13 protein-coding genes are annotated in these 19,905 nt (G+C 48.5%); all 13 read left to right on the top strand.

Annotated elements, in window-relative coordinates; translation table 11 throughout:
• The first annotated feature begins 1 nt into the window (after position 1).
• Positions 2 to 3,496, top strand: a complete 3,495-nt coding sequence (locus tag BMZ54_RS22150) for a SusC/RagA family TonB-linked outer membrane protein (protein WP_089917498.1) — start codon at positions 2 to 4, stop codon at positions 3,494 to 3,496.
• 14 nt (positions 3,497 to 3,510) lie between these two features.
• On the top strand, positions 3,511 to 4,962 hold the full coding sequence (locus tag BMZ54_RS22145) for a RagB/SusD family nutrient uptake outer membrane protein (RefSeq protein ID WP_089917495.1): 1,452 nt from the start codon (positions 3,511 to 3,513) through the stop codon (positions 4,960 to 4,962).
• 10 nt (positions 4,963 to 4,972) lie between these two features.
• Positions 4,973 to 5,809 carry a DUF4843 domain-containing protein gene (locus BMZ54_RS22140; RefSeq protein ID WP_162277644.1) on the top strand — a complete coding sequence of 279 codons (837 nt, stop codon included), beginning with the start codon at positions 4,973 to 4,975 and terminating at the stop codon, positions 5,807 to 5,809.
• A 15-nt stretch (positions 5,810 to 5,824) separates the two neighbouring features.
• Positions 5,825 to 7,264 (top strand): PKD-like family lipoprotein, encoded by a 1,440-nt coding sequence (locus BMZ54_RS22135; RefSeq protein ID WP_089917490.1) that lies wholly within the window; start codon positions 5,825 to 5,827, stop codon positions 7,262 to 7,264.
• 20 nt (positions 7,265 to 7,284) lie between these two features.
• Complete coding sequence (locus tag BMZ54_RS22130) at positions 7,285 to 8,442, top strand: TlpA disulfide reductase family protein (protein ID WP_089917487.1); 1,158 nt, start codon at positions 7,285 to 7,287, stop codon at positions 8,440 to 8,442.
• Between the two features lie 182 nt (positions 8,443 to 8,624).
• Positions 8,625 to 9,032 carry an L-rhamnose mutarotase gene (locus BMZ54_RS22125; RefSeq protein ID WP_238386648.1) on the top strand — a complete coding sequence of 136 codons (408 nt, stop codon included), beginning with the start codon at positions 8,625 to 8,627 and terminating at the stop codon, positions 9,030 to 9,032.
• Positions 9,033 to 9,156: 124 nt separating this feature from the next.
• The gene (locus BMZ54_RS22120; protein WP_143081103.1) at positions 9,157 to 10,023 is read left to right on the top strand and encodes a toxin-antitoxin system YwqK family antitoxin; all 867 of its coding nucleotides are present in this window, start codon (positions 9,157 to 9,159) and stop codon (positions 10,021 to 10,023) included.
• Positions 10,024 to 10,115: 92 nt separating this feature from the next.
• A complete protein-coding gene (locus BMZ54_RS22115; protein WP_162277643.1) occupies positions 10,116 to 10,703 on the top strand; it encodes an RNA polymerase sigma factor in 588 nt (195 codons plus the stop codon).
• An 87-nt stretch (positions 10,704 to 10,790) separates the two neighbouring features.
• Positions 10,791 to 11,978, top strand: coding sequence for a FecR domain-containing protein (locus tag BMZ54_RS22110; RefSeq protein ID WP_089917476.1), 1,188 nt, complete (start codon positions 10,791 to 10,793; stop codon positions 11,976 to 11,978).
• A 397-nt stretch (positions 11,979 to 12,375) separates the two neighbouring features.
• Positions 12,376 to 15,744 carry a TonB-dependent receptor gene (locus tag BMZ54_RS22105; protein ID WP_089917836.1) on the top strand — a complete coding sequence of 1,123 codons (3,369 nt, stop codon included), beginning with the start codon at positions 12,376 to 12,378 and terminating at the stop codon, positions 15,742 to 15,744.
• A 12-nt stretch (positions 15,745 to 15,756) separates the two neighbouring features.
• Positions 15,757 to 17,301 (top strand): RagB/SusD family nutrient uptake outer membrane protein, encoded by a 1,545-nt coding sequence (locus tag BMZ54_RS22100; RefSeq protein ID WP_089917473.1) that lies wholly within the window; start codon positions 15,757 to 15,759, stop codon positions 17,299 to 17,301.
• A gap of 270 nt (positions 17,302 to 17,571) precedes the next feature.
• Positions 17,572 to 18,381 (top strand): glycoside hydrolase family 16 protein, encoded by an 810-nt coding sequence (locus BMZ54_RS22095; protein WP_089917834.1) that lies wholly within the window; start codon positions 17,572 to 17,574, stop codon positions 18,379 to 18,381.
• 11 nt (positions 18,382 to 18,392) lie between these two features.
• On the top strand, positions 18,393 to 19,802 hold the full coding sequence (locus BMZ54_RS22090) for a glycoside hydrolase family 30 protein (protein ID WP_238386647.1): 1,410 nt from the start codon (positions 18,393 to 18,395) through the stop codon (positions 19,800 to 19,802).
• The last annotated feature ends 103 nt before the right edge of the window (positions 19,803 to 19,905 follow it).

The raw sequence follows: 19,905 nt of genomic DNA, 5'->3' as shown, positions 1-19,905 counted from the left end.
TATGGTGAAAATTCACGCCGGGTATACCGGTGGAGGCCTTGCCTTGGCTCTTTTGATCCAATTGGGCAGCCTTACTGCCATTGGTAAAGCACAGGGCCCGGCCATTGATAGATCTGTTTATTACGTACAAAACAACACACAGGAGCAGGAGCCGCTCAAAGATCACCTGGCTCATATGGAGCGCCGTTACAACATACGCATTAACTATGTTGGCAACACGGTAAAAGGTATTTATGCAGATGCGCCACCGGCCAAAGATCCCGCTACCAAACTGATTGATTATCTCAACAAATTCCTGTCGCCTTTAGGCCTGGAAGCAGAGCAGGTAGGGCAGGACCAGTACATTCTTTACAAGAAGTCCGGTACAAAACCAGCCGATCATCCCATTACCCCTTCTGACCTTAATATGGAGCCCGTGAGCGCAGTGGTGATAGGTGCTACTTCAACCGCTGCGCCTTCCGGTGAGCTGCAGCAGTTTGCTGTAAGCGGACAGGTAACAGAGGAATCGGGTGTGCCGCTGCCTGGTGTAACCGTGGTGGTAAAAGGTACCACCAATGGCGTAAAAACCAATGAAAATGGTAAGTACCGCCTGAATAACGTACCGCCCAATGGCACGCTGGTATTCAGTTACATTGGTTATAAAACGCAGGAGGTGAAAATAGGCAACCGTGCCGGTATTGATGTAAAGCTGCTTACAGAAGTACAGTCAATGAAAGACTTTGTGGTGAATGGTTATCAGCAGCTGAAGAAAGAAAGCTATACCGGCTCCGCCATTACTATTACCGGCGAGGAGCTGAAACGTTTTAACCCGCAGAACATTCTGCAAAGCATACAGGCCTCTGATCCCTCTTTCCGTTTGGTGGAGAATAATATTGCAGGCGCTAATCCTAACCAGCTGCCCAATGTAAATGTGCGCGGCGCCACCGCCATACCTACCGGCGATGCCAGCCAGCTAAGCAGAACGCAGCTGGCCAATGTAACCAACCTGCCATTATTTATACTGGATGGTTACCAGGTAAGCATAGAAACAATTTTTGACCTGGACTTTAACCGGGTGGAAATGGTAACCCTGCTGAAAGATGCCGCTGCTACCGCTATTTACGGCTCGCGTGCATCCAATGGGGTAGTGGTGATACAAACCCGCGCACCAAAAGAAGGAGAGCTGGAGCTGTATTATAATTATGAGCTGAACGTAACTACACCGGACCTTACTGCCTATAACGTATTAGATGCCACACAGAAGCTGGAGTATGAAAGGCTGGCCGGTTTATATACCAGCAATGGAGTGAGCAGTGCCGACGATCTGGAGAAGCTGTATTACGCCAAAAAGAAAAATGTGCTCAGCGGCATTAATACCTATTGGCTGTCGCAGCCGGTGGCTACAGACTTTGGCCATAAGCATTCCGTGTCATTACAGGGCGGCTCGTCTACCATCCGTTATGGTATTGATGCACGTTACCAGACCAATAACGGTGTTATGAAAGGCTCCGGGCGCGATCGTTACAGCTTAAGCAACACGCTGTCTTACCAGCCTAGGAGCCAGAAGCTGCTGTTCCGTAACCAGTTCACACTGTCGCAGGTAAGCGCCAAGGCATCACCATACGGTAATTTTGACCAGTATGTGAATATGAACCCTTATTATCCCATGCGCGATTCCGCCGGGCGTTTGATCCGCGAAATAGATAAATGGAATTACCGCGGTTTGAATGACAAGGGAGAGGATGCAGGGCTTACCGCCACCGTACTGAATCCTTTATACAATGCTACCACCGGCAGTTTTAACAAATCATCTTACCTGGAATTTATTGACGCTTTTTCTACACAATACACACCTACTGATGCGTTACGGTTCAATGCAACCGTAAGCCTTACCAAACGTAAAACCACGGAGGATGTTTTTGCATCGCCGCTCAGCAACTACTACTATTTTTACAGTGGCGACGCGCTGAAAGACCGTGGCAAGTACACCTATACCAGCCAGGATGATATGCAGGTGGATGGTTATGCCACCATCACCTATAACAAGGCCCTGCAAAACACGCACTTCCTGAACTTTTCATTAGGCATGAATGTGCAGGCCACAAAAACAGACATTAAAAGTTTTTCCGCTATAGGCTTTACCAATGACCGGTTCACCAATATCACCTTTGCCCGTAAGTATGAAGATAATACGGCGCCTGCCGGCGATATTGAGGAGCAGCGCCTCATTGGTGGGTTTTTGTCCTTTAACTATTCTTATCAGAACCGTTTCTTAATGGATGGTACCGTGCGGGTAGATGGCTCGTCCAAGTTTGGTACGGGTTCCCGCATGGCCCCTTTCTGGTCCTATGGCATTGGCTGGAACCTGCATAAGGAAAAGTTCCTGCAGCATACCGCCATCAGCCAGCTGCGTTTAAAAGCTACTACCGGTTTAACAGGCAGTGTGTCGTTCCCGGCCTATTTATCCAATACCACTTACCAGTATTACACCGGCAGCTGGTACTCTACCGGCGTAGGCGCCGTGTTTACCGCCTATGGCAATCCACAGCTGAAATGGCAGCGCACCAATAACTATGATGTAAGCATGGAGCTGGGCTTGTTTAATGACCGCGTGTACATTTCGCCGCGTTATTACTACAAGCTTACCCGCGATCTGCTTGCAGACATTAATGTACCCACCTCCACGGGTTTTGATAAATACAAAGCCAACCTGGGCGAGATGGTGAACAAAGGCTATGAGGTGTACATGCGCGCCAATGTATGGCGCACCCGTAACTGGTCGGCCAACATTAATATAAACCTGGTGCACAACACCAATGTGATCACTAAAATCTCCGATGCGCTTAAAAGCTACAACGACCAGGTAGATAAACAGCAGGATGCCAAGGCAGACCTGGCCACCGCGCCCCTGCTGCGTTACAAGGAAGGGCAGTCGCTCAACACCATTTATGCCGTACGCTCTCTGGGCATAGACCCGGAGAACGGGAAAGAAATATACCTGAACCAGGATGGTACCCGCACCTATGATTATAAGGTGAAGAACACGGTGCCTGTAGGCGATCAAACGCCGGATGTAGACGGTTATTTTGGCGGCAGCCTTATTTATAAAAGCCTGATGCTGCAGCTGAATTTTTATGGAAAAGTAGGCGGCGATATTTATAACCAAACCCTGGTAGACCGTATTGAAAACGCCAACCCATGGTATAACGTGGATAGCCGCGCGCTGGGCCTGCGCTGGAAGCAACCCGGCGACCATGCCCTGTATAAGGACATTACAGATAAAAGCCTTACCCGCACCTCATCGCGCTTTGTGCAGCGGGAAGACCGGCTGGAGCTGAAATCCGTATACCTGAGCTACGATGCGCCAGCGGCCCTGTACAAGCAGTTAAAGATGAAGAACCTGCGCTTTGCGCTTACCATGAACGATCTCTTTTACTGGTCCACCGTAAAGCTGGAAAGAGGTATTGAGTATCCCTTTGCCAGGAGCTTCACTTTTTCATTATCAACCAGGTTCTAAAAAATTATTTACGGATGAAAAGATATTTCCTCTTAATTATAATAATAACCGTCTTCGGATCCTGCAAAAAGTGGCTGGATGTGCAGCCACAGTCGCAGGTATCGCAGGATGACCTTTTTAGCACGGAAGATGGTTTTAAAGAAGCCATCAATGGTTTATACAGCCGCTGCGCACAAAAAGACCTGTATGGCAAAGAGCTGCTGGGCGGTTTCCCGGATGTGCTGGCGCAGAACTATACCATTGCGTCCGACGACCCGGTACATTATAAAGAAACAGCGCTCTATAATTATAAGGACGCTGATTTCATTAGCCGTAAAGACAGCGCCTGGCGTGGATTGTACAATGTAATTGCTAATGCCAATCTTATCCTGGAAAAAGTAGATAAGCGGCAGGCAATTCTTACACCGGTGAACTATGCGCTGGTAAAAGGGGAGGCGCTGGCCATGCGCGCTTACTGCCATTTTGATGTGCTGCGTTTATTCGCTGCCGTTGATGCCGGTGGTAAAGGCATTCCCTATGTAACCGCCTTTAGTAAGGATGTGCCTAAAATGTATAAGACCGGTGAAGCCCTGGACCTGATGCTGAAAGACCTGCAGGCTGCCAAAACCCTGCTGTCCACAGCCGATCCTATTGTATCAGCCGGTTATAAAGTAGGTTATCCTATCCCGGATTCATCTACAGAACAGAATGGTGATCTTTTTGTGCAGGAGCGCCGTCACCGCCTGAACTATTACGCCGTATGCGGCCAGCTGGCGCGGGTGTACCTGTATAAAGGTGATAAGGCCAATGCGCTCAACAATGCGCTGGAAGTGATCAACGCCCATAAATTTCCCTGGACCCGTCAGGCCGATTTCCTGAACCCGGATGATACCAAAAAAGACCGGGTATTATACAAAGAGCTGCTGTTTGCTTTTTACATACCCAATACCACAGAAGAGCTGCGGCGCCTGTTTCGTAATTCGGACAGGGGCCTGTATATCTCCACACCGGAAGGCCGTAACCTGTATGAAACCGGCGGGGTAGGCGGGGAGGATTTCCGTTACAAACAGTGGCTGTCCGAACAAACCGTAAGCTCCACCAACTACCTGCGCCTGGAAAAATATGCCCGCGATCCGGATAACAACCTGCACCCGCAAATGGCTCCGGCCATGCGTCTTAGCGAAATGTACTACATAGCTGCAGAATGTACGTTTGATACGGATCCTGCCAAAGCCTGGGATTATTTTAATACCGTGCGCCTGAACAGGGGCATAGGTGTTACGCTCAATGATCCTTCCAAAACCGTGTTCCTGCAGGAGCTGGTAAAAGAAGCGCGTAAGGAGCTGTACGGAGAAGGTCAGATCTTTTATATGTACAAACGCCTGAACATGCCCATTACAGGGCAGAACGGCAGCACGGTGCCAGCCAGCAGCGCCATTATGGTGTTGCCCTTCCCGGACGATGAAATTGTATACGGTAACAGATAAACAGATACGAATGAAGCATATCATAGCTATAGCACTCTTATGCGGTATTTTATATTCGTGTAAAAAGGTGAAAGAGGTCAGGTATCAATCCACCGACAACGTGTACTTCAACTTAATAACAGATACAAGCAAACAGATACGTTCAGATAGTATTGTGTACAGTTTTGCGCTGTTCCCGGAAAAAGCTGCTGATACGGTGTTCCTGCCCGTACGTATATCCGGCAGCCGTGTAAAAACAGCGCGGCAGTTTAAGATAGCAGTGGTAGACAGCGCCACCACCGCCGTAGCCGGCCTGCATTATAAACCGCTGGAAGATAGGTATACCATGCCGGCAGATTCAGGCACCGCGCGCGTACCCCTTATACTGCTGAATACCGATCCGGAACTGGCCAATAAAACCGTACGCATCAAATTTATGCTGGTGGCCACATCGGATTTTAAAGTGGATTATACACCCTGGGACAGCCTGCGCGTAATATTCTCTAACCGGCTGGAAAAGCCCGTGTGGTGGAATGTGTGGATAGGTGAGCTGGGGCTGTATTCCCGGGTAAAGCATGAGCTGTTCATCCGCGTATCCGGCACTACGGAACTACCTGCTACTAACAGTGACGCTACTACAACGCCACGGGTGCTGTATTATACCCGCCGTTTTAGAGCCTTCCTGAGTGATCCCCTGTTATGGGTGCAGAACAACCCGGATGCCGGTTATACTGTAACGCCCACTACCAACGGTAACTACTTTTTTTACAGCATTACCAACCCGGAGAAAAAATATCTGCTGGAGCTGAACCCGGCAGATAACCGGTATTATTTCCGGGATGAGGATGGCAACCGCATTGTTGTGTAAAACAAATTATTCGTCATGCAGAAATTGAAACACGCTCTTTTATATATACCCGTACTGCTGCTGTTACTGGCAGCCTGCGCACGCGATAAAGGCAATTATGATTACGTGGAGCTGCCGGATCCGCAGATCAGTAACCTGGATACCGTGTACAACGCCATTACCGGCGATAGCCTGATCATTACTCCGAAGATAACACTGGCCTCCGGCAAAAATGACTACAGCTGTTACTGGAAAATAGATGTAGCCGCAGAAGCCCGCACACAGGACTATGAAGGCCGGGAGCTGCGCATTGTATTTGGATTGCCGGCCGCACGTTACCCTACGCAGCTAGCTGTAACGGATAACAGCACCGGCATGAAATACTTTTACAAGTTTGATATTATAGCGCAAACAGAATTTACCAAAGGCCTGCTGGTATTAAGCAATAACAATAACCAGGCAGTATTGTCATTCGTAAAGCCGGATGGCGCCGTACGGCCGGATATTTACCAATCCATTAACCAGGAGGCGCTGCCCGGCCCCGCCAAACAGCTGGTGCCTATACAGAATATGTTTTACCTGAACACCCTTACTGCCTACTGGATCACGTATGACGGGGACCAGAACGGCGGTGTGCAGATAGACGCCAGCAGCTTAAAAAAGAATAAATACATACCGGAGAATTTTTTCGATGCCCCGGCCAATGCGCATGCAGATTATTTGCTGAACATGGTGAATGGTACTACCAATGCTGTCATAGACGGTAAGCTATATATAGGCGCTACAGAAACAGCGCCCTTCTGGCCCTACTATGGCTTTTGGGGTGTGCCCGTTAACGGCAGCTACTCCCTGTACCCGCAGCTGATGGAGAATTTCACAGAAACAGCGCTGTCAGGCAGAGGAGGTAATTATTGCGTGGGGTATGATAAGAACCGGAAAGCCTTTGTACGTTTTTACGCCAATACTTTTTATGATGTGAACTACACGGTGCTGGGCGATGCATTTGATCCCAAACAGGTGAAGATGGACATGATCTACATGAACCGCTTTAACGATAATGAGCTGTATGCCATTGGCGACAGCCTGGGTAAAAAGCTGGAATTAAAGTTCAGGGTGGATTTTACAGACAGTACCCAGCGTTTTTATACCACTTATAAAAGGCCCTTCCCTGGTACCAGCCTGTTAACGGCAGGCACCAAATGGCAGTCATCGCCTATCGGGGTGTTCTTCTTCAGCGCCAACGATATTATTTACCGTTATAACCCGCTGAACAACGACATTAAACCCTTGCAAACTACCACTGCCGGTAAAAAGATCACCCTGCTCAAAGTATTGCAGGGCGGCAACTTGCTGATAGTGGGCGCAGAAGGGGGCAGCATTTATTACCTGGACATCAGCACTGGTAAGCTGGGGCAGCTCATTAAAAAAATAGACGGCATCCCCGGATCGCCGCAGGATATTATACTACGTGATTAAACTTTAAATAAATAAACAACATGCAAAAGTGGATATTACTTGCCTGTGCAGCATTCCCTCTGCTAACCAAAGCACAAAGCGGCAACTTTGTATTAAACGGTAAACTGGGCCACCTGAATGCGCCTGCCAAAGCCTACCTGGATCGCCGGGAAGAGGGCAAGATCATGCTGGATTCCGCCATACTGAAAGACGGCGCTTTTCAATTTAAGGGTAAGGTAGACGGCCCTTTATTATGTATGCTGATGGTAGATCATGACGGCGCAGGCGTAACTAACCCGCAAACGGCGCCGGATAAACGCCTTATTTACCTGGAAAAGGGTACCATTACCCTGGTAGCTGCCACCACGCTGGAAGATGGAACTATTACCGGATCAGCCATCAACACGGAAAATGAGCGCTACAAAAAATTCCTGTCGCCTTTTGATGAGCAGATGAACAGCATTAATAAAGACTTTGGCGCCGCTACCGATGAACAACGCCAGGATACAAATTTCACCAAAGGCCTGGACGCGCGTTTTCATAAAGCGATAGCAGAAAAAAAGGAGCTGATGCAAAAGTTCATAGCAGCAAATCCTAACTCCTTCTTCAGCATAGTAGCCTTAAAGGAGCTGGCCGTGCATACCAATATGGACCTCGCGCTGCTGGAACCTATGTACAAAGGCTTAACACCGGAGCTGCGTAACAGCCCTGCCGGTAAAGAGTTTGCCGCTTCTATGGAAAAAGAGCGCGGCCTGGCAATAGGCGCTGCTGCACCTGATTTTACGCAGAACGATGTAAATGATAAACCGGTAAAGCTCTCCGACTTCCGCGGTAAGTATGTGCTGCTTGATTTCTGGGCCAGCTGGTGTGGCCCCTGCCGTGCGGAGAACCCGGTGGTGGTAAAAGCATTCAACCAGTATAAGGACAGGAACTTCACCGTGCTTAGCGTATCCCTTGACCAGCCGGGCAAAAAGGACCTGTGGCTGGCAGCCATTAAAAAAGATGGACTGGAAGGCTGGACGCATGTATCTGACCTGAAGTACTGGAGTAATGCAGTAGCCGGTTTGTACGGCGTAAGAGGCGTGCCCACCAACTTTCTTATTGACCCTGCCGGTAAGATCGTAGGCCGCAACCTGCGTGGCGAGCTGCTGGAAAAGAAGCTGGCAGAGCTGCTGGATAAAGACGCTGCCCATAATTGATTATTTAACTATCCTATAAGAGCAGTTCCGCTTTTAATACCTCAAAGTTTCCCTTTTTAAAAAGCCGTTGCAACCGCAGCGGCTTTTTTGCTGCTTACAATAATCCATCAGTATTACAGGATAATCCATTTTACAGGTGTTTTGCTTTCCCCATTTTTATTAACCACTAAAATTTAATGCAGATGAAACTACTTCCCGTTATGCTGGCCCTGTGCCTGTTAGCCTGTCATCCGGTAAAACCCGTAAAACGTTATGGCATGGTTACCGGTTTAAAACCGGAAAAGATCGCTTATTACAAACAATTGCATGCCGCTGCCTGGCCCGGCGTATTAAAAACCATTAAAGCATGCAACATTGACAATTATTCTATTTATCTTCAAAAAATAGATAATAAATATTTTCTTTTTAGTTACTTTGAATACACCGGCACTAACTTTAACGCAGATATGAAAAAAATGGCCGCCGATACCACTACCCAACGCTGGTGGAAGGAGACGGCGCCTGCGCAGCTACCCTTACCGGAAGCAGCCGGTACCCAAAGTACCTGGACTACCATGGAAGAAGTGTTTCACACCCCCGGAAATAATTAACTCCCTATGGCTGAATCCTATAACCAGGGGCCTGTAACATTACGGGCCCTTAATTTTTATATTATCTTTAAGGGTGTTTAAACCTATGCCTATTCCTATGCGGTCCTGTTACCTTATTTTATGTATGCTGTGTTTTGCATTTTCCTCCGCAGCACAGGATGATACACTGATCACTAAGTATCCCAATGGCAAAACGGGCGAAATGCAAGTGCGCAGGAACGGCATTACCCACGTAGTGGTGAAATATTCGGAGAACGGCCGTAAAAAATTTAAATGGAATATAGATACGCGCACCCTGGAAGGGTATCTGCTTATTGACCATGATGATAGCCTGATCAGCGGGTTTATAAAACAATGTCCTGACCGTACGGAGATCCAGCATTACGGCGAGGGCAAGCCTTTTTACTCCATTACCCATTACCAGGATAATAAGATCCATGGCACTTTCCAGGGCTTTGACCGGGATGGGGTGCTGAATGTTCAGGGCCAGTATGATCATGGTGTGCGTACCGGTGTCTGGAGATATTACCGCACAGATGGGATTGTGGAAAGCAGGCTGCACCTGGCTGCATTACCCAATTACAAGGGCATATCCATCACATTTACCATTATACCCGTTGCCGTTACCCTGCTGTTGTTAGGTATGAGCGCCCTGGTAATGATCAACAGCCGCAGCTACCAGTCCTGGTATACCATGGTAAGTATTGTTACTATTGTGCTGTTTGCGCTGGCATTTTTTGCAGCATTGTTCCCATGGTATCCGTATGCGGATGTGGTGAACGCATTCATTATTCATTATTTTTTAGCAGTAATGGGCACTTTGCTGGCCGTAACCCTGCTGGCTTCTGTGATCAGCTTAGCCTGGGCTACCCGCACGGGCGTACGCCGCTGGTTCAGCAGCGTAGTGGTTTTTGTTACTATTGTATTGATACTATATACAATAGTAGTGGCCACGCTGGCCCGTAACGGCTTAAGCAGCCTGATTATATAAAATCCTTTCTGCACCGCCAATTCAGCGCCAATTGGTACATTTGCCTGTTTTATTTAATTTACGGCGTTAGGGTTTCTTAAATGTACAAACACATGGACAGCATACCATCCGGGGAGGGTTTGATAGCACGGATGATTGAAGGGGATGAGTCGGCTTTCACGAGCATTTACCGGCAGTACCATCCTGCGCTGTATACTTACCTGCTGCGTATCTGCAAAATACCTTCGCTTGCAGAAGACCTGGTGCATGATGTATTTCTGAAAGTATGGGAGATCAGGCACCGTATTAATCCCGCCCTGCCCTTTACCGGCTACCTGTATCGCATTGCCCGTAACCATGCTTTTAAAACCCTTAAAAAGCTGGCGTATGATGAGGTGTTACAGGAAAAAGTATTGGAACATCTTCAGTTCCAAGGTAATGGGCCGGAACAAATGGTAAATGAAAAAGAGTACAACCGTTTATTCCAGGAAGCACTGGGCCGTTTAACCCCCCAGCGCCTGCATGTATTCCGCCTGTGCCGGCAGGAAGGTAAAAGTTATGATGAGGCAGCGGCCATTCTGGGTATTTCCCGCAATGCGGTGAAAAAACATATGGTATTAAGCATGCGGGCCATTCATAATTATATTTACCGCCAGGGCCTGGTAATCACTCTTTTATACCTAGCACAGAAAATATTCTAACTTTTTTTCAGGAAAGGGGTACCCTCGCACCCGTTTTTCGGATATATACCTTGGATACCTGTGTCAAACAGTATCTGTTGTCCACTTATGTCTGAAACCAAAGGCCACTACGAAGAACTGTTACAACGCTACCTGGAAGGTAGCTGTACGCCCGAAGAAGCAGCAGCGCTGTACAACTGGCTGAAGGCTTCAGACGCGCATCGTCCCCTGTTAGCCAGGCTGCAGCAGGAGTTTGAACAGGCTATTAATACACCCCATGAAATACCTGCCGCTGTAAGCGACCGGATTGAAGCCCGTTTGCTCCAGCACATCAGCCGTAATAAAATAATGCCTTTACGCCATCCCTGGCGCTGGGCAGCCGTAGCATCTGTATTAATGTTATTACTGGCCGGCAGCGTATACTGGTTCTATAAAACAGATAAGTCGCACAACATTGCCTCAAACATGGCGCTGAATAAGAAAAGTGTAATTAGTAATGATGTAGCGCCGGGCACCAATAAAGCCGTGCTTACGCTGGCAGATGGCACTACGGTGGAGCTGGACAACGCAGGCAACCAGGTGCTGCAGCAGGGCAAAACCACTGTGCAGCAGCGCAATGGCCGGCTGGAATATGCTGCACAGGGTAAAGGAGAAGCTATTGGTTATAATACACTGGTGGTGCCACGTGGCGGCCAGTTTAATATTGTGTTGCCGGATGGCAGCCATGTATGGCTGAATGCCGCTTCCCGCCTCAAATATCCCACCGCCTTTACCGGTAAGGAAAGGGTAGTGGAGCTGCAGGGGCAGGGATATTTTGAAATAACGCACAATGCAGATCATCCGTTTATTGTAGCTATCAATAATACACAGGTACAGGTATTAGGAACCCGTTTTGACATTATGGCCTACCCTGATGAACAAAGCCTGAATACAACCCTATTGGAAGGCGCCGTGCGCGTGCAGCGCGGTGAGCGCCAGCAGCTATTGAAACCCGGACAGCAGTCGGTACTGGAATATACCACCGGCCAAATGTCCGTACGCCAGGCAGATATAGACCAAACCATTGCCTGGAAAACAGGCTTCTTTGAGTTTGATAATGCCGGCATGAATGTGATCATGCGCCAGCTGGCCCGTTGGTATGATGTAGAAGTGACCTATGGCAATGTGAACAGCAACCGCCTTTTCGGCGGCCGTATCAGCAGAAATCTGCCTTTATCTGAAATATTGCATATGCTGGAAGCGAATGGCGCAAAATTTAGCCTGGAAGGGCGGCGGCTGACGGTTACAGCAGAATAAGCCACGTCATCAATTTCATACCTGGCCGCTACCACGTGCGGCCGGGTATGCATTGTTAAAACTGATCGTAAAACATGAATAAACGTTATGAAGCCTGAAACAAGCTAACACGCACAAAGAGGGCAACACCTATGAAAAAAGCCGGAAGTGCTCGCAACACCCCCGGCAGAAAGTCTGGGTTCCCGAAGAAACAATAAGTCCCGTTAAGAACTATTATCTGGTCATTCCCAAACACTACAAAAGTATGTATTTAAACTTTAGTGGTAAAGCTTCCGTTACCCGGAAGCTACCTACCTGGCGTGGGCACGCTCACGTTATTGAAAAGCAATACCAAAATCAAATCACGGACCATGGTATTACAGCAAAAAGCCTGCTGGCCCGTAAAATGCTCTGCGTTATGAAACTGACTGCCTTTTTAATGCTGGCAGCCTGCTTGCAGATAAGCGCAAAAGCAGTGTCCCAGCAGATCACACTTTCAGAAAAGAACGCATCGCTGAAAAAGGTGCTGAAAGAAGTATCCCGTCAGGCGGGCATGTCTATAGTGTATGATGAGAATATGCTGTCACGCACTAAGCCTGTAACCGTATCGGTAAAAAATGCCACGGTAAAGGAAGTGCTGGACGAATGCCTCCGCGATCAGGCCATGTTCTATAGTATTGATGGCTCACGTATTATTATACAGGTGCGCCCTGCAGCTAAAATGCAGCAGGATACCACTGTTAGCATCAGCGGCCGCGTAACCGACGAAAAGGGCCAGCCCATACCCGGCGCCACCATCCGCGTTAAAGGTACCAACACAGGTACTGCAACTGACGGCGAGGGCCGGTACAATATCCGCGCACCCCGTAACAGTGAGCTGGTGGTATCCTTTGTAGGGTACACCCAGCATACCTTGCCGGCTGTTGCCGGAGTACAGGATGTACAGCTGCAGATGTCGCAAACTGCTTTAACAGAAACCGTAGTAGTAGGTTACGGCGTACAAAAGAAAAGCGTGGTAACCGGCGCTATCTCCAGCGTAAAAGCTGCTGATATTGAGAACCAGCCGGTAACCCGCCTGGAACAAACCCTGCAGGGCCGCACTTCCGGTGTTACTATTGCCGCCAGCAGCGGCCAGCCCGGTTCCAGCGCCAGCGTACGGGTACGAGGTGTTACCTCTTTTAACAATAGTAATCCGCTGTGGGTAGTAGATGGGGTAGTAGTAGATAACGGCGGCATCAGCTACCTGAACCCGCACGATATAGAATCCATGGAAGTATTGAAAGATGCTGCTTCCCAGGCTATATACGGTGCGCGTGCAGCCGCCGGCGTTATACTCATCACCACTAAAAAAGGTAAGGCCGGTACTACGCAGGTGAACTATAATGGTTATTATGGTACCTCTGCACCTGCTAAAAAGCTGCATATGCTGAATGCTACCGAATACGCTACCCTGCGTAATGAGGCAGCTGTAAATGCCGGCAAGGCTGCACCATTTGCCAACCCGGCATCTTTTGGCGCAGGTACCGACTGGCAGGATGTGATCTTTAACAACAGCGCTGCCCGCCAGAGCCATGAGATCAGCGTAAGCGGCGGTAGCGAGAAGTCTACCTTTTACAGCTCCATAGGTTACCTGAAACAGGATGGTATTGTAGCCACTGATATTTCCAAATACCAGCGTGTGAACCTGCGCCTGAACTCCACACATAAATTATCAGAGTGGGTAACCGTTGGGCAGAACGTAGGTTACTCCTACGAAAAATCCATCGGCCTGGGTAATACCAACAATGAGTTCGGCGGGCCTTTAAGCTCTGCCATCAATATGGATCCTATTACGCCGCTAGTAGTAACGGATCCTGCTGTTGCAGCAGCACAGCCTTACCTGAACCTGGGTGTGGTAAAAGATGCCAGTGGCCGCCCGTATGGTATTTCCGGCCAGGTGGGCCAGGAGCTTACTAACCCCCAGGCATATATCCAAACCCGTTTGGGCAACTACTCCTGGGCACATAACATAGTAGGCAATGCGTATATAGAAGTGCAGCCCATTAAAGGCCTGCGTCTGCGTTCCACAGTAGGTACCAAAATAGGTTTCTGGGGCGATGAGACCTTTACGCCTATTTACTACCTCAACTCTTCCACCAACACCACCCGTACTTCTTTCCTGCGTAGCAACAACCAGCGTTTTGACTGGAACCTGGAAAACACGCTGTCTTACAACAAAGTAGCCGGTTTGCATAACTTCACGGTGCTGTTAGGACAAGGCGCCTATAAGGACAACCACACCCGCGGCACCAGTGTTACCTATTACGAGATACCAGCTACCAATTTTAAAGAAGCATCCCTGAACTTTAATGTGCCTAGCGATAAGCGCGTATCATCCGGTTCAGAAGGTATTGATCATACGGTGTCTTCACTATTTGCCCGTTTGGATTATAACTACGATGAAAAATACCTGGTACAGGGTGTTATACGCCGCGATGGTTCATCACGCTTTGGTGTAAATAACAAGTATGGTAACTTCCCATCCTTTTCACTGGGCTGGGTAAGCTCCCGTGAAAACTTCTGGCCTAAGAACAATGTAGTGGATTTCTTAAAGATCCGCGGCGGTTACGGTATTGTAGGTAATGATAACATTAACGACTTTGCTTACGCCTCTACCCTGGGCAGTGGCCGTAACTATACCATTGGCAACAGCGGCAGCTACCTGATAGGCTACAGCCCCAATGCACCGGCTAACCCGGATCTGAAATGGGAACAAACCAGCCAGACCAACGTTGGTTTTGAAGCCACCCTTTTCCGCGACTTCTTTGTAAATTTTGACTGGTACAAAAAAGTAACCACCGGCATTTTGCGTAACCCGCGCATCCCGGCTTACATAGGTTCCAACACCAACCCTGCCGCTAACGTAGCGGATATGGATAACACCGGTCTGGAGCTGGAAGTAGGTTACCGCAAACAGCTGGGTGATCTGAACCTGGGTGTGAACGCCAACGTATCTTACCTGAAAAATAAAGTAACCAACCTGGGTACCGGTGTAAAATATATTACAGACGACCAGGTGCCTTTTGTAGCCAGCAGCTACCCTTTAACACGTATTGCAGTAGGCCAGCAGTATAACGCATTCTATGGTTTCAAGACCATGGGTGTTTTCCAGAACCAGGCAGAGATTGATGCATATACAAAAGACGGCAAAAGGATTCAGCCGGGCGCACAACCGGGCGATTTCCGCTGGGCGGATCTGAATAATGATGGGGTGATCAGTGATGCAGACCGCACATTTATTGGTAACCCTATTCCCAGCTGGTCATACGGCTTCTCCATCAATGCTGCTTACAAAGGATTTGACCTTACTGTATTTGGCCAGGGCTCTGCCGGTAACAAGATCTTCCAGGCGCTGCGCAGGCTGGATATTCCGAATGCCAACTGGCAAACCACAGCGCTGGGCCGCTGGCATGGTGAAGGTACTTCCTCAGATTTTCCCCGTTTGAACGTAGATGATCCGAACAAGAACTTTACCAACCCTTCAGACTTTTACCTGGAAAGCGGCAGCTACTTCCGTATGCGCAACATACAGCTGGGTTATACCTTACCGGGCACGCTTACCAAAAAAGCGCTCATTTCAAAAGTACGGGTATATATAATGGCTGAGAACCTGTTCACCATTACCGGTTACAGCGGCTATGATCCTGAAATTGGCGGTAATGACCGTAGTAATGGCGTACTGAGTGTGGACCGTGGTATTTATCCGCAGGCCCGTTCTTATATGGCAGGTTTAAATGTTACTTTTTAAAACTATTGAAAGATGAAGCAACGTAATATAAAATACATCGCATTAGTGGCCGCTGGTCTTTCCATGGCAGCAGCCTGTAGCCGTGGTTTCCTGGATGTACAGCCCAGGGGCACCATACTGGAAGAGAATTATTACAAAACAGCGGCAGAAGCCTATACCGGACTGATAGCCATTTATGATAAAGTACCCTGGACCAGCAATGGTTATGTGACCAAGGTAGGTGTGGCAGATGCCGCATCAGACGATCACCTGGCTGGTGGCGGCGGCCCGAACGACGTAAGCCAGCTGCAGGTTATTTCCAATTACACCTTAACGCCGGCAACGGGCCCGCAGGACGATATCTGGGCTAACAGCTACCAGGGTGTTTTCCGTGCTAACAAGCTGCTACAAAAGCTGCCCGGTGTAACCGCTATGGATGAAAATACCAAAGCGCGTTTTACAGCAGAAGCAAAATTGCTGCGGGCCTATTTCTATTTTGACCTGGTACGCTTTTTCAAGAACATACCGCTTACGCTGGAACCTATTGAAAAAAACGACTGGTATAATATACCGCAGGTAACGCCGCAGGAAGTATATGCGCAGATAGAAAAAGACCTGAAGGAAGCTATCGCAGAAACGAACCTGCCCAATACCATCAATGCCGCTTCAGAAGGTGGCCGCGTAACCAAAGGCACTGCACATGCCCTGCTGGGTAAGGTATATCTGTGGGAGCAGAAGTGGACAGAAGCCATTGCAGAATTTCAGGAAGTAAATGGCGCCACCCCCGGCGATGTAAGCGCTACCTACGGTTATAAGCTGCTGGCTAATTTTGGCGATCTGTGGAAAACGAAGTTCAATTCAGAATCCATTTTTGAAATGTCCTTCACCTCTACTTCTGCCGGTAACTGGGATTGCGTATCCTGTTCAGAAGGTAATGTGCTGGGCATTATGGTAGGCCCCCGTGCTTATAAGGCATTAAAAACAGGCGCGCCTGATTACGTATCCGGCTGGAGCTTTTTGCCCGTTACCACCAGCCTTTTCAACGCTATTCATAATGATCCCCGTTATCTCTATACCATTGCTAATCTTGACAGCCTTGAAAAGAACGGTATTGCCTCCTATGAAAAAGGATACAACAACACCGGTTATTTCCTGGAGAAATTTGCCGGCCGCGTATCTAACAAAAGCACCGGCGGTGGCCCCTCTGAGCTGAACTTCGGCATTAATATGTACGAGATCCGTTTGGCAGATACCTACCTGATGGAAGCAGAAGCCCGCGTGCGTAATGGCGAAAGCGGTCTGGCCGGCACCCGCTCTTATGCGCTGCTGAATGCCGTGCGTGCCCGTGTAGGCTTACCCGCTATCCCGGCTACTTTTGATAACATTTTTAACGAGCGCCGCTTAGAACTGGCCGGTGAAGGCAAGCGCTGGTTCGACCTGGTACGTACCGGCAAAGCCGCCACCGTACTGGCTACCCGCGGATTTGTAGCCGGTAAAAATGAAATATTGCCCATCCCCCTTTTAGAGCTGGACAACACCAAAATCGAGCAAAGCAAGGAATGGGGCGGCACCAAATAATAGCATCAGGGCTTGACAACACTAAAATTGAGTAAATCAAGGAATAAATAAGGTGGTGCAAGAGAGGCCCAACAGCCCGGCACCACAGTAGCAACAACGCTTAATCAAGGTACCACACCGCAACCGGGCGGTAACCGGTTGCGGGCCCCTTTTTGGTTCCTTTTTGGGGAAGCAAAAAGGAACAAAAAAATAGATACTTTTGATGAAATGAAATCCGGCGGGCAGGAATGTTTACATTCCCCCGCCGCTTTCATAAAAACAAATACCGTTATGAAGGCGCCATTATTACTCGCATTATTATTCGCTTTGCCATTAACAGGCCACGCCCAGCAACCCGCCAAACACTGGCAGTTTGAGAAAAACCCGGTATGGGCCGATGAATTTAACTACAGCGGTTTGCCGGATTCCGCTAAATGGGGCTATGATATTGGCGGCAGGGGCTGGGGCAACAATGAGCTGCAGTATTACACCAGCAGCATTAAAAATGCATCTGTAGCCAATGGCGTACTTTCCATTACCGCCCGCAAAGAAAATAAGGAAGGAAAGAACTATACCTCCGCGCGCATAGTTACCAAAAACAAAGGCGATTTCCTGTACGGCCGTTTTGAGATCAAAGCCAAGCTGCCCGCCGGTAGAGGCACCTGGCCCGCCATCTGGATGCTGCCTACAGACTGGGCTTATGGCAACTGGCCTAAGTCGGGCGAAATAGATATTATGGAGCATGTAGGGTATGACCTCAACAATATTCACATTACCGCGCATACGGAGTCCTATTATTTCAAGATCAACACTCAAAAGACAGCTACTAAAATTATTGAAAATGCCACTACGGCATTTCATTTGTACCGGGTAGACTGGACACCCCAATACATGCAGGGATTTATTGATGACCAGCTGATATTTGAATTTAAGAATGAAGGTACTGGCTACAAGGTATGGCCCTTCGATAAACGCTTTCACCTGCTGCTGAATGTAGCCGTAGGCGGCGACTGGGGCGGGCAAAAGGGGATTGACGACAACGCTTTTCCTACCGCTATGGAAGTAGATTATGTACGGGTTTATAAAATGATTGATAAATAACGATGGAAAAGATGAAAGTATTATTATTGTTAGGCGCCCTTTTTACAACTACGGTATATGCACAGCACAGCCCTGGAAAGCCGGCCAAAGCAGGCAGCGTATCGTACTGGCTTACAAAGTCCGACCGGTCGGTAACCTTTACCAAACAGCCTGCCGGCCTGGTATTTAAAACCGCCAAGAACAGTTATCCCACCATTACGGTAAATGCGGCGCAAACCTTCCAGGAAATAGATGGTTTTGGATATGCGCTTACCGGCGGCAGCGCTACCTTAATTCACTCCCTTTCCCCTGCCAGGCAGGATGCTTTATTGAAAGAGCTGTTCCTTACCAGCGGCAATAACATTGGCGTAAGCTATTTGCGTGTAACCATTGGCGCATCAGACCTCAGCGATACTACTTTTACTTATGACGAAATGCCCGCCGGGCAAACAGATACCAGCCTGGCGCACTTTAGCATAAAGGAAGATGAAAAGGATGTGATACCCGTGCTCAAAAAAATACTGACGCTCAACCCATCCATTAAAATATTAGGTTCGCCCTGGACCGCCCCCACCTGGATGAAGAGTAACAACAGCTTTAAAGGCGGCAGCTTAAAGCCGGAGTACTACGGTGTATATGCGCAATACTTTGTGAAGTATATAAAGGCCATGAAGGCCGCCGGTATTACCATTGATGCCATTACCCCACAGAATGAGCCTTTGCATGGCGGTAATGTGCCCAGCATGGTAATGAAGCCCGCAGAGCAGGCAGATTTTATCGGTAACCATTTAGGCCCTGCCTTTAAAGCCGCCGGTATTAAAACAAAGATTATCATCTACGATCATAATGCCGACAAGCCGGAGTATCCCATTACCGTGCTGGATAACCCTGCTGCACGGCAGTATATTGATGGCAGTGCATTTCACCTGTATGCGGGCCCTATTACGGCATTAAGCAAGGTGCATGATGCTTACCCGCAAAAACACTTATACTTTACAGAGCAATGGGTAGGCAAGCCCGGTACGTTTGATAAGAACCTGAGATGGCATGTAAGCACCCTGATCATAGGCGCTACCCGTAACTGGAGCAGGAATGTAATAGAATGGAACCTGGCGGCTGATCCGGCTTATAATCCGCATACAAAAGGCGGCTGCACGGAATGTATGGGCGCAGTGACCATCGGCCCCAATGACCAGGTGGAAAGGAATGTAGCCTACTACATTATTGCACATGCAGCTAAATTTGTGCGGCCCGGCGCAGTGCGTATCAGCACGAATGTTCCCGGGCAGTTAAACAATGTAGCCTTTAAAACAAAGGATGGCAAAAAGGTGCTGATCGTTATTAATGATGGCAGCGAGGCGCAAACATTTAATATACAGTTCAATAATAAGATAGTTACCAGCTCGCTGGATAGTGGCGCAGTGGCTACGTACGTTTGGTAAACGGATGGGATGTAAAATGTAAAAGTGGAATGCGGCGGTTAAAGCTTCGCTGCATTCCACTTTTACATTTATCCCGTTCATTAAGTCTTTTAAATGGTCTCTA

Origin of the sequence: Chitinophaga rupis (genome assembly GCF_900109685.1) — a bacterium.
Lineage (GTDB): Bacteria > Bacteroidota > Bacteroidia > Chitinophagales > Chitinophagaceae > Chitinophaga > Chitinophaga rupis.
This window is presented reverse-complemented; position numbering and strand designations above follow the sequence as displayed.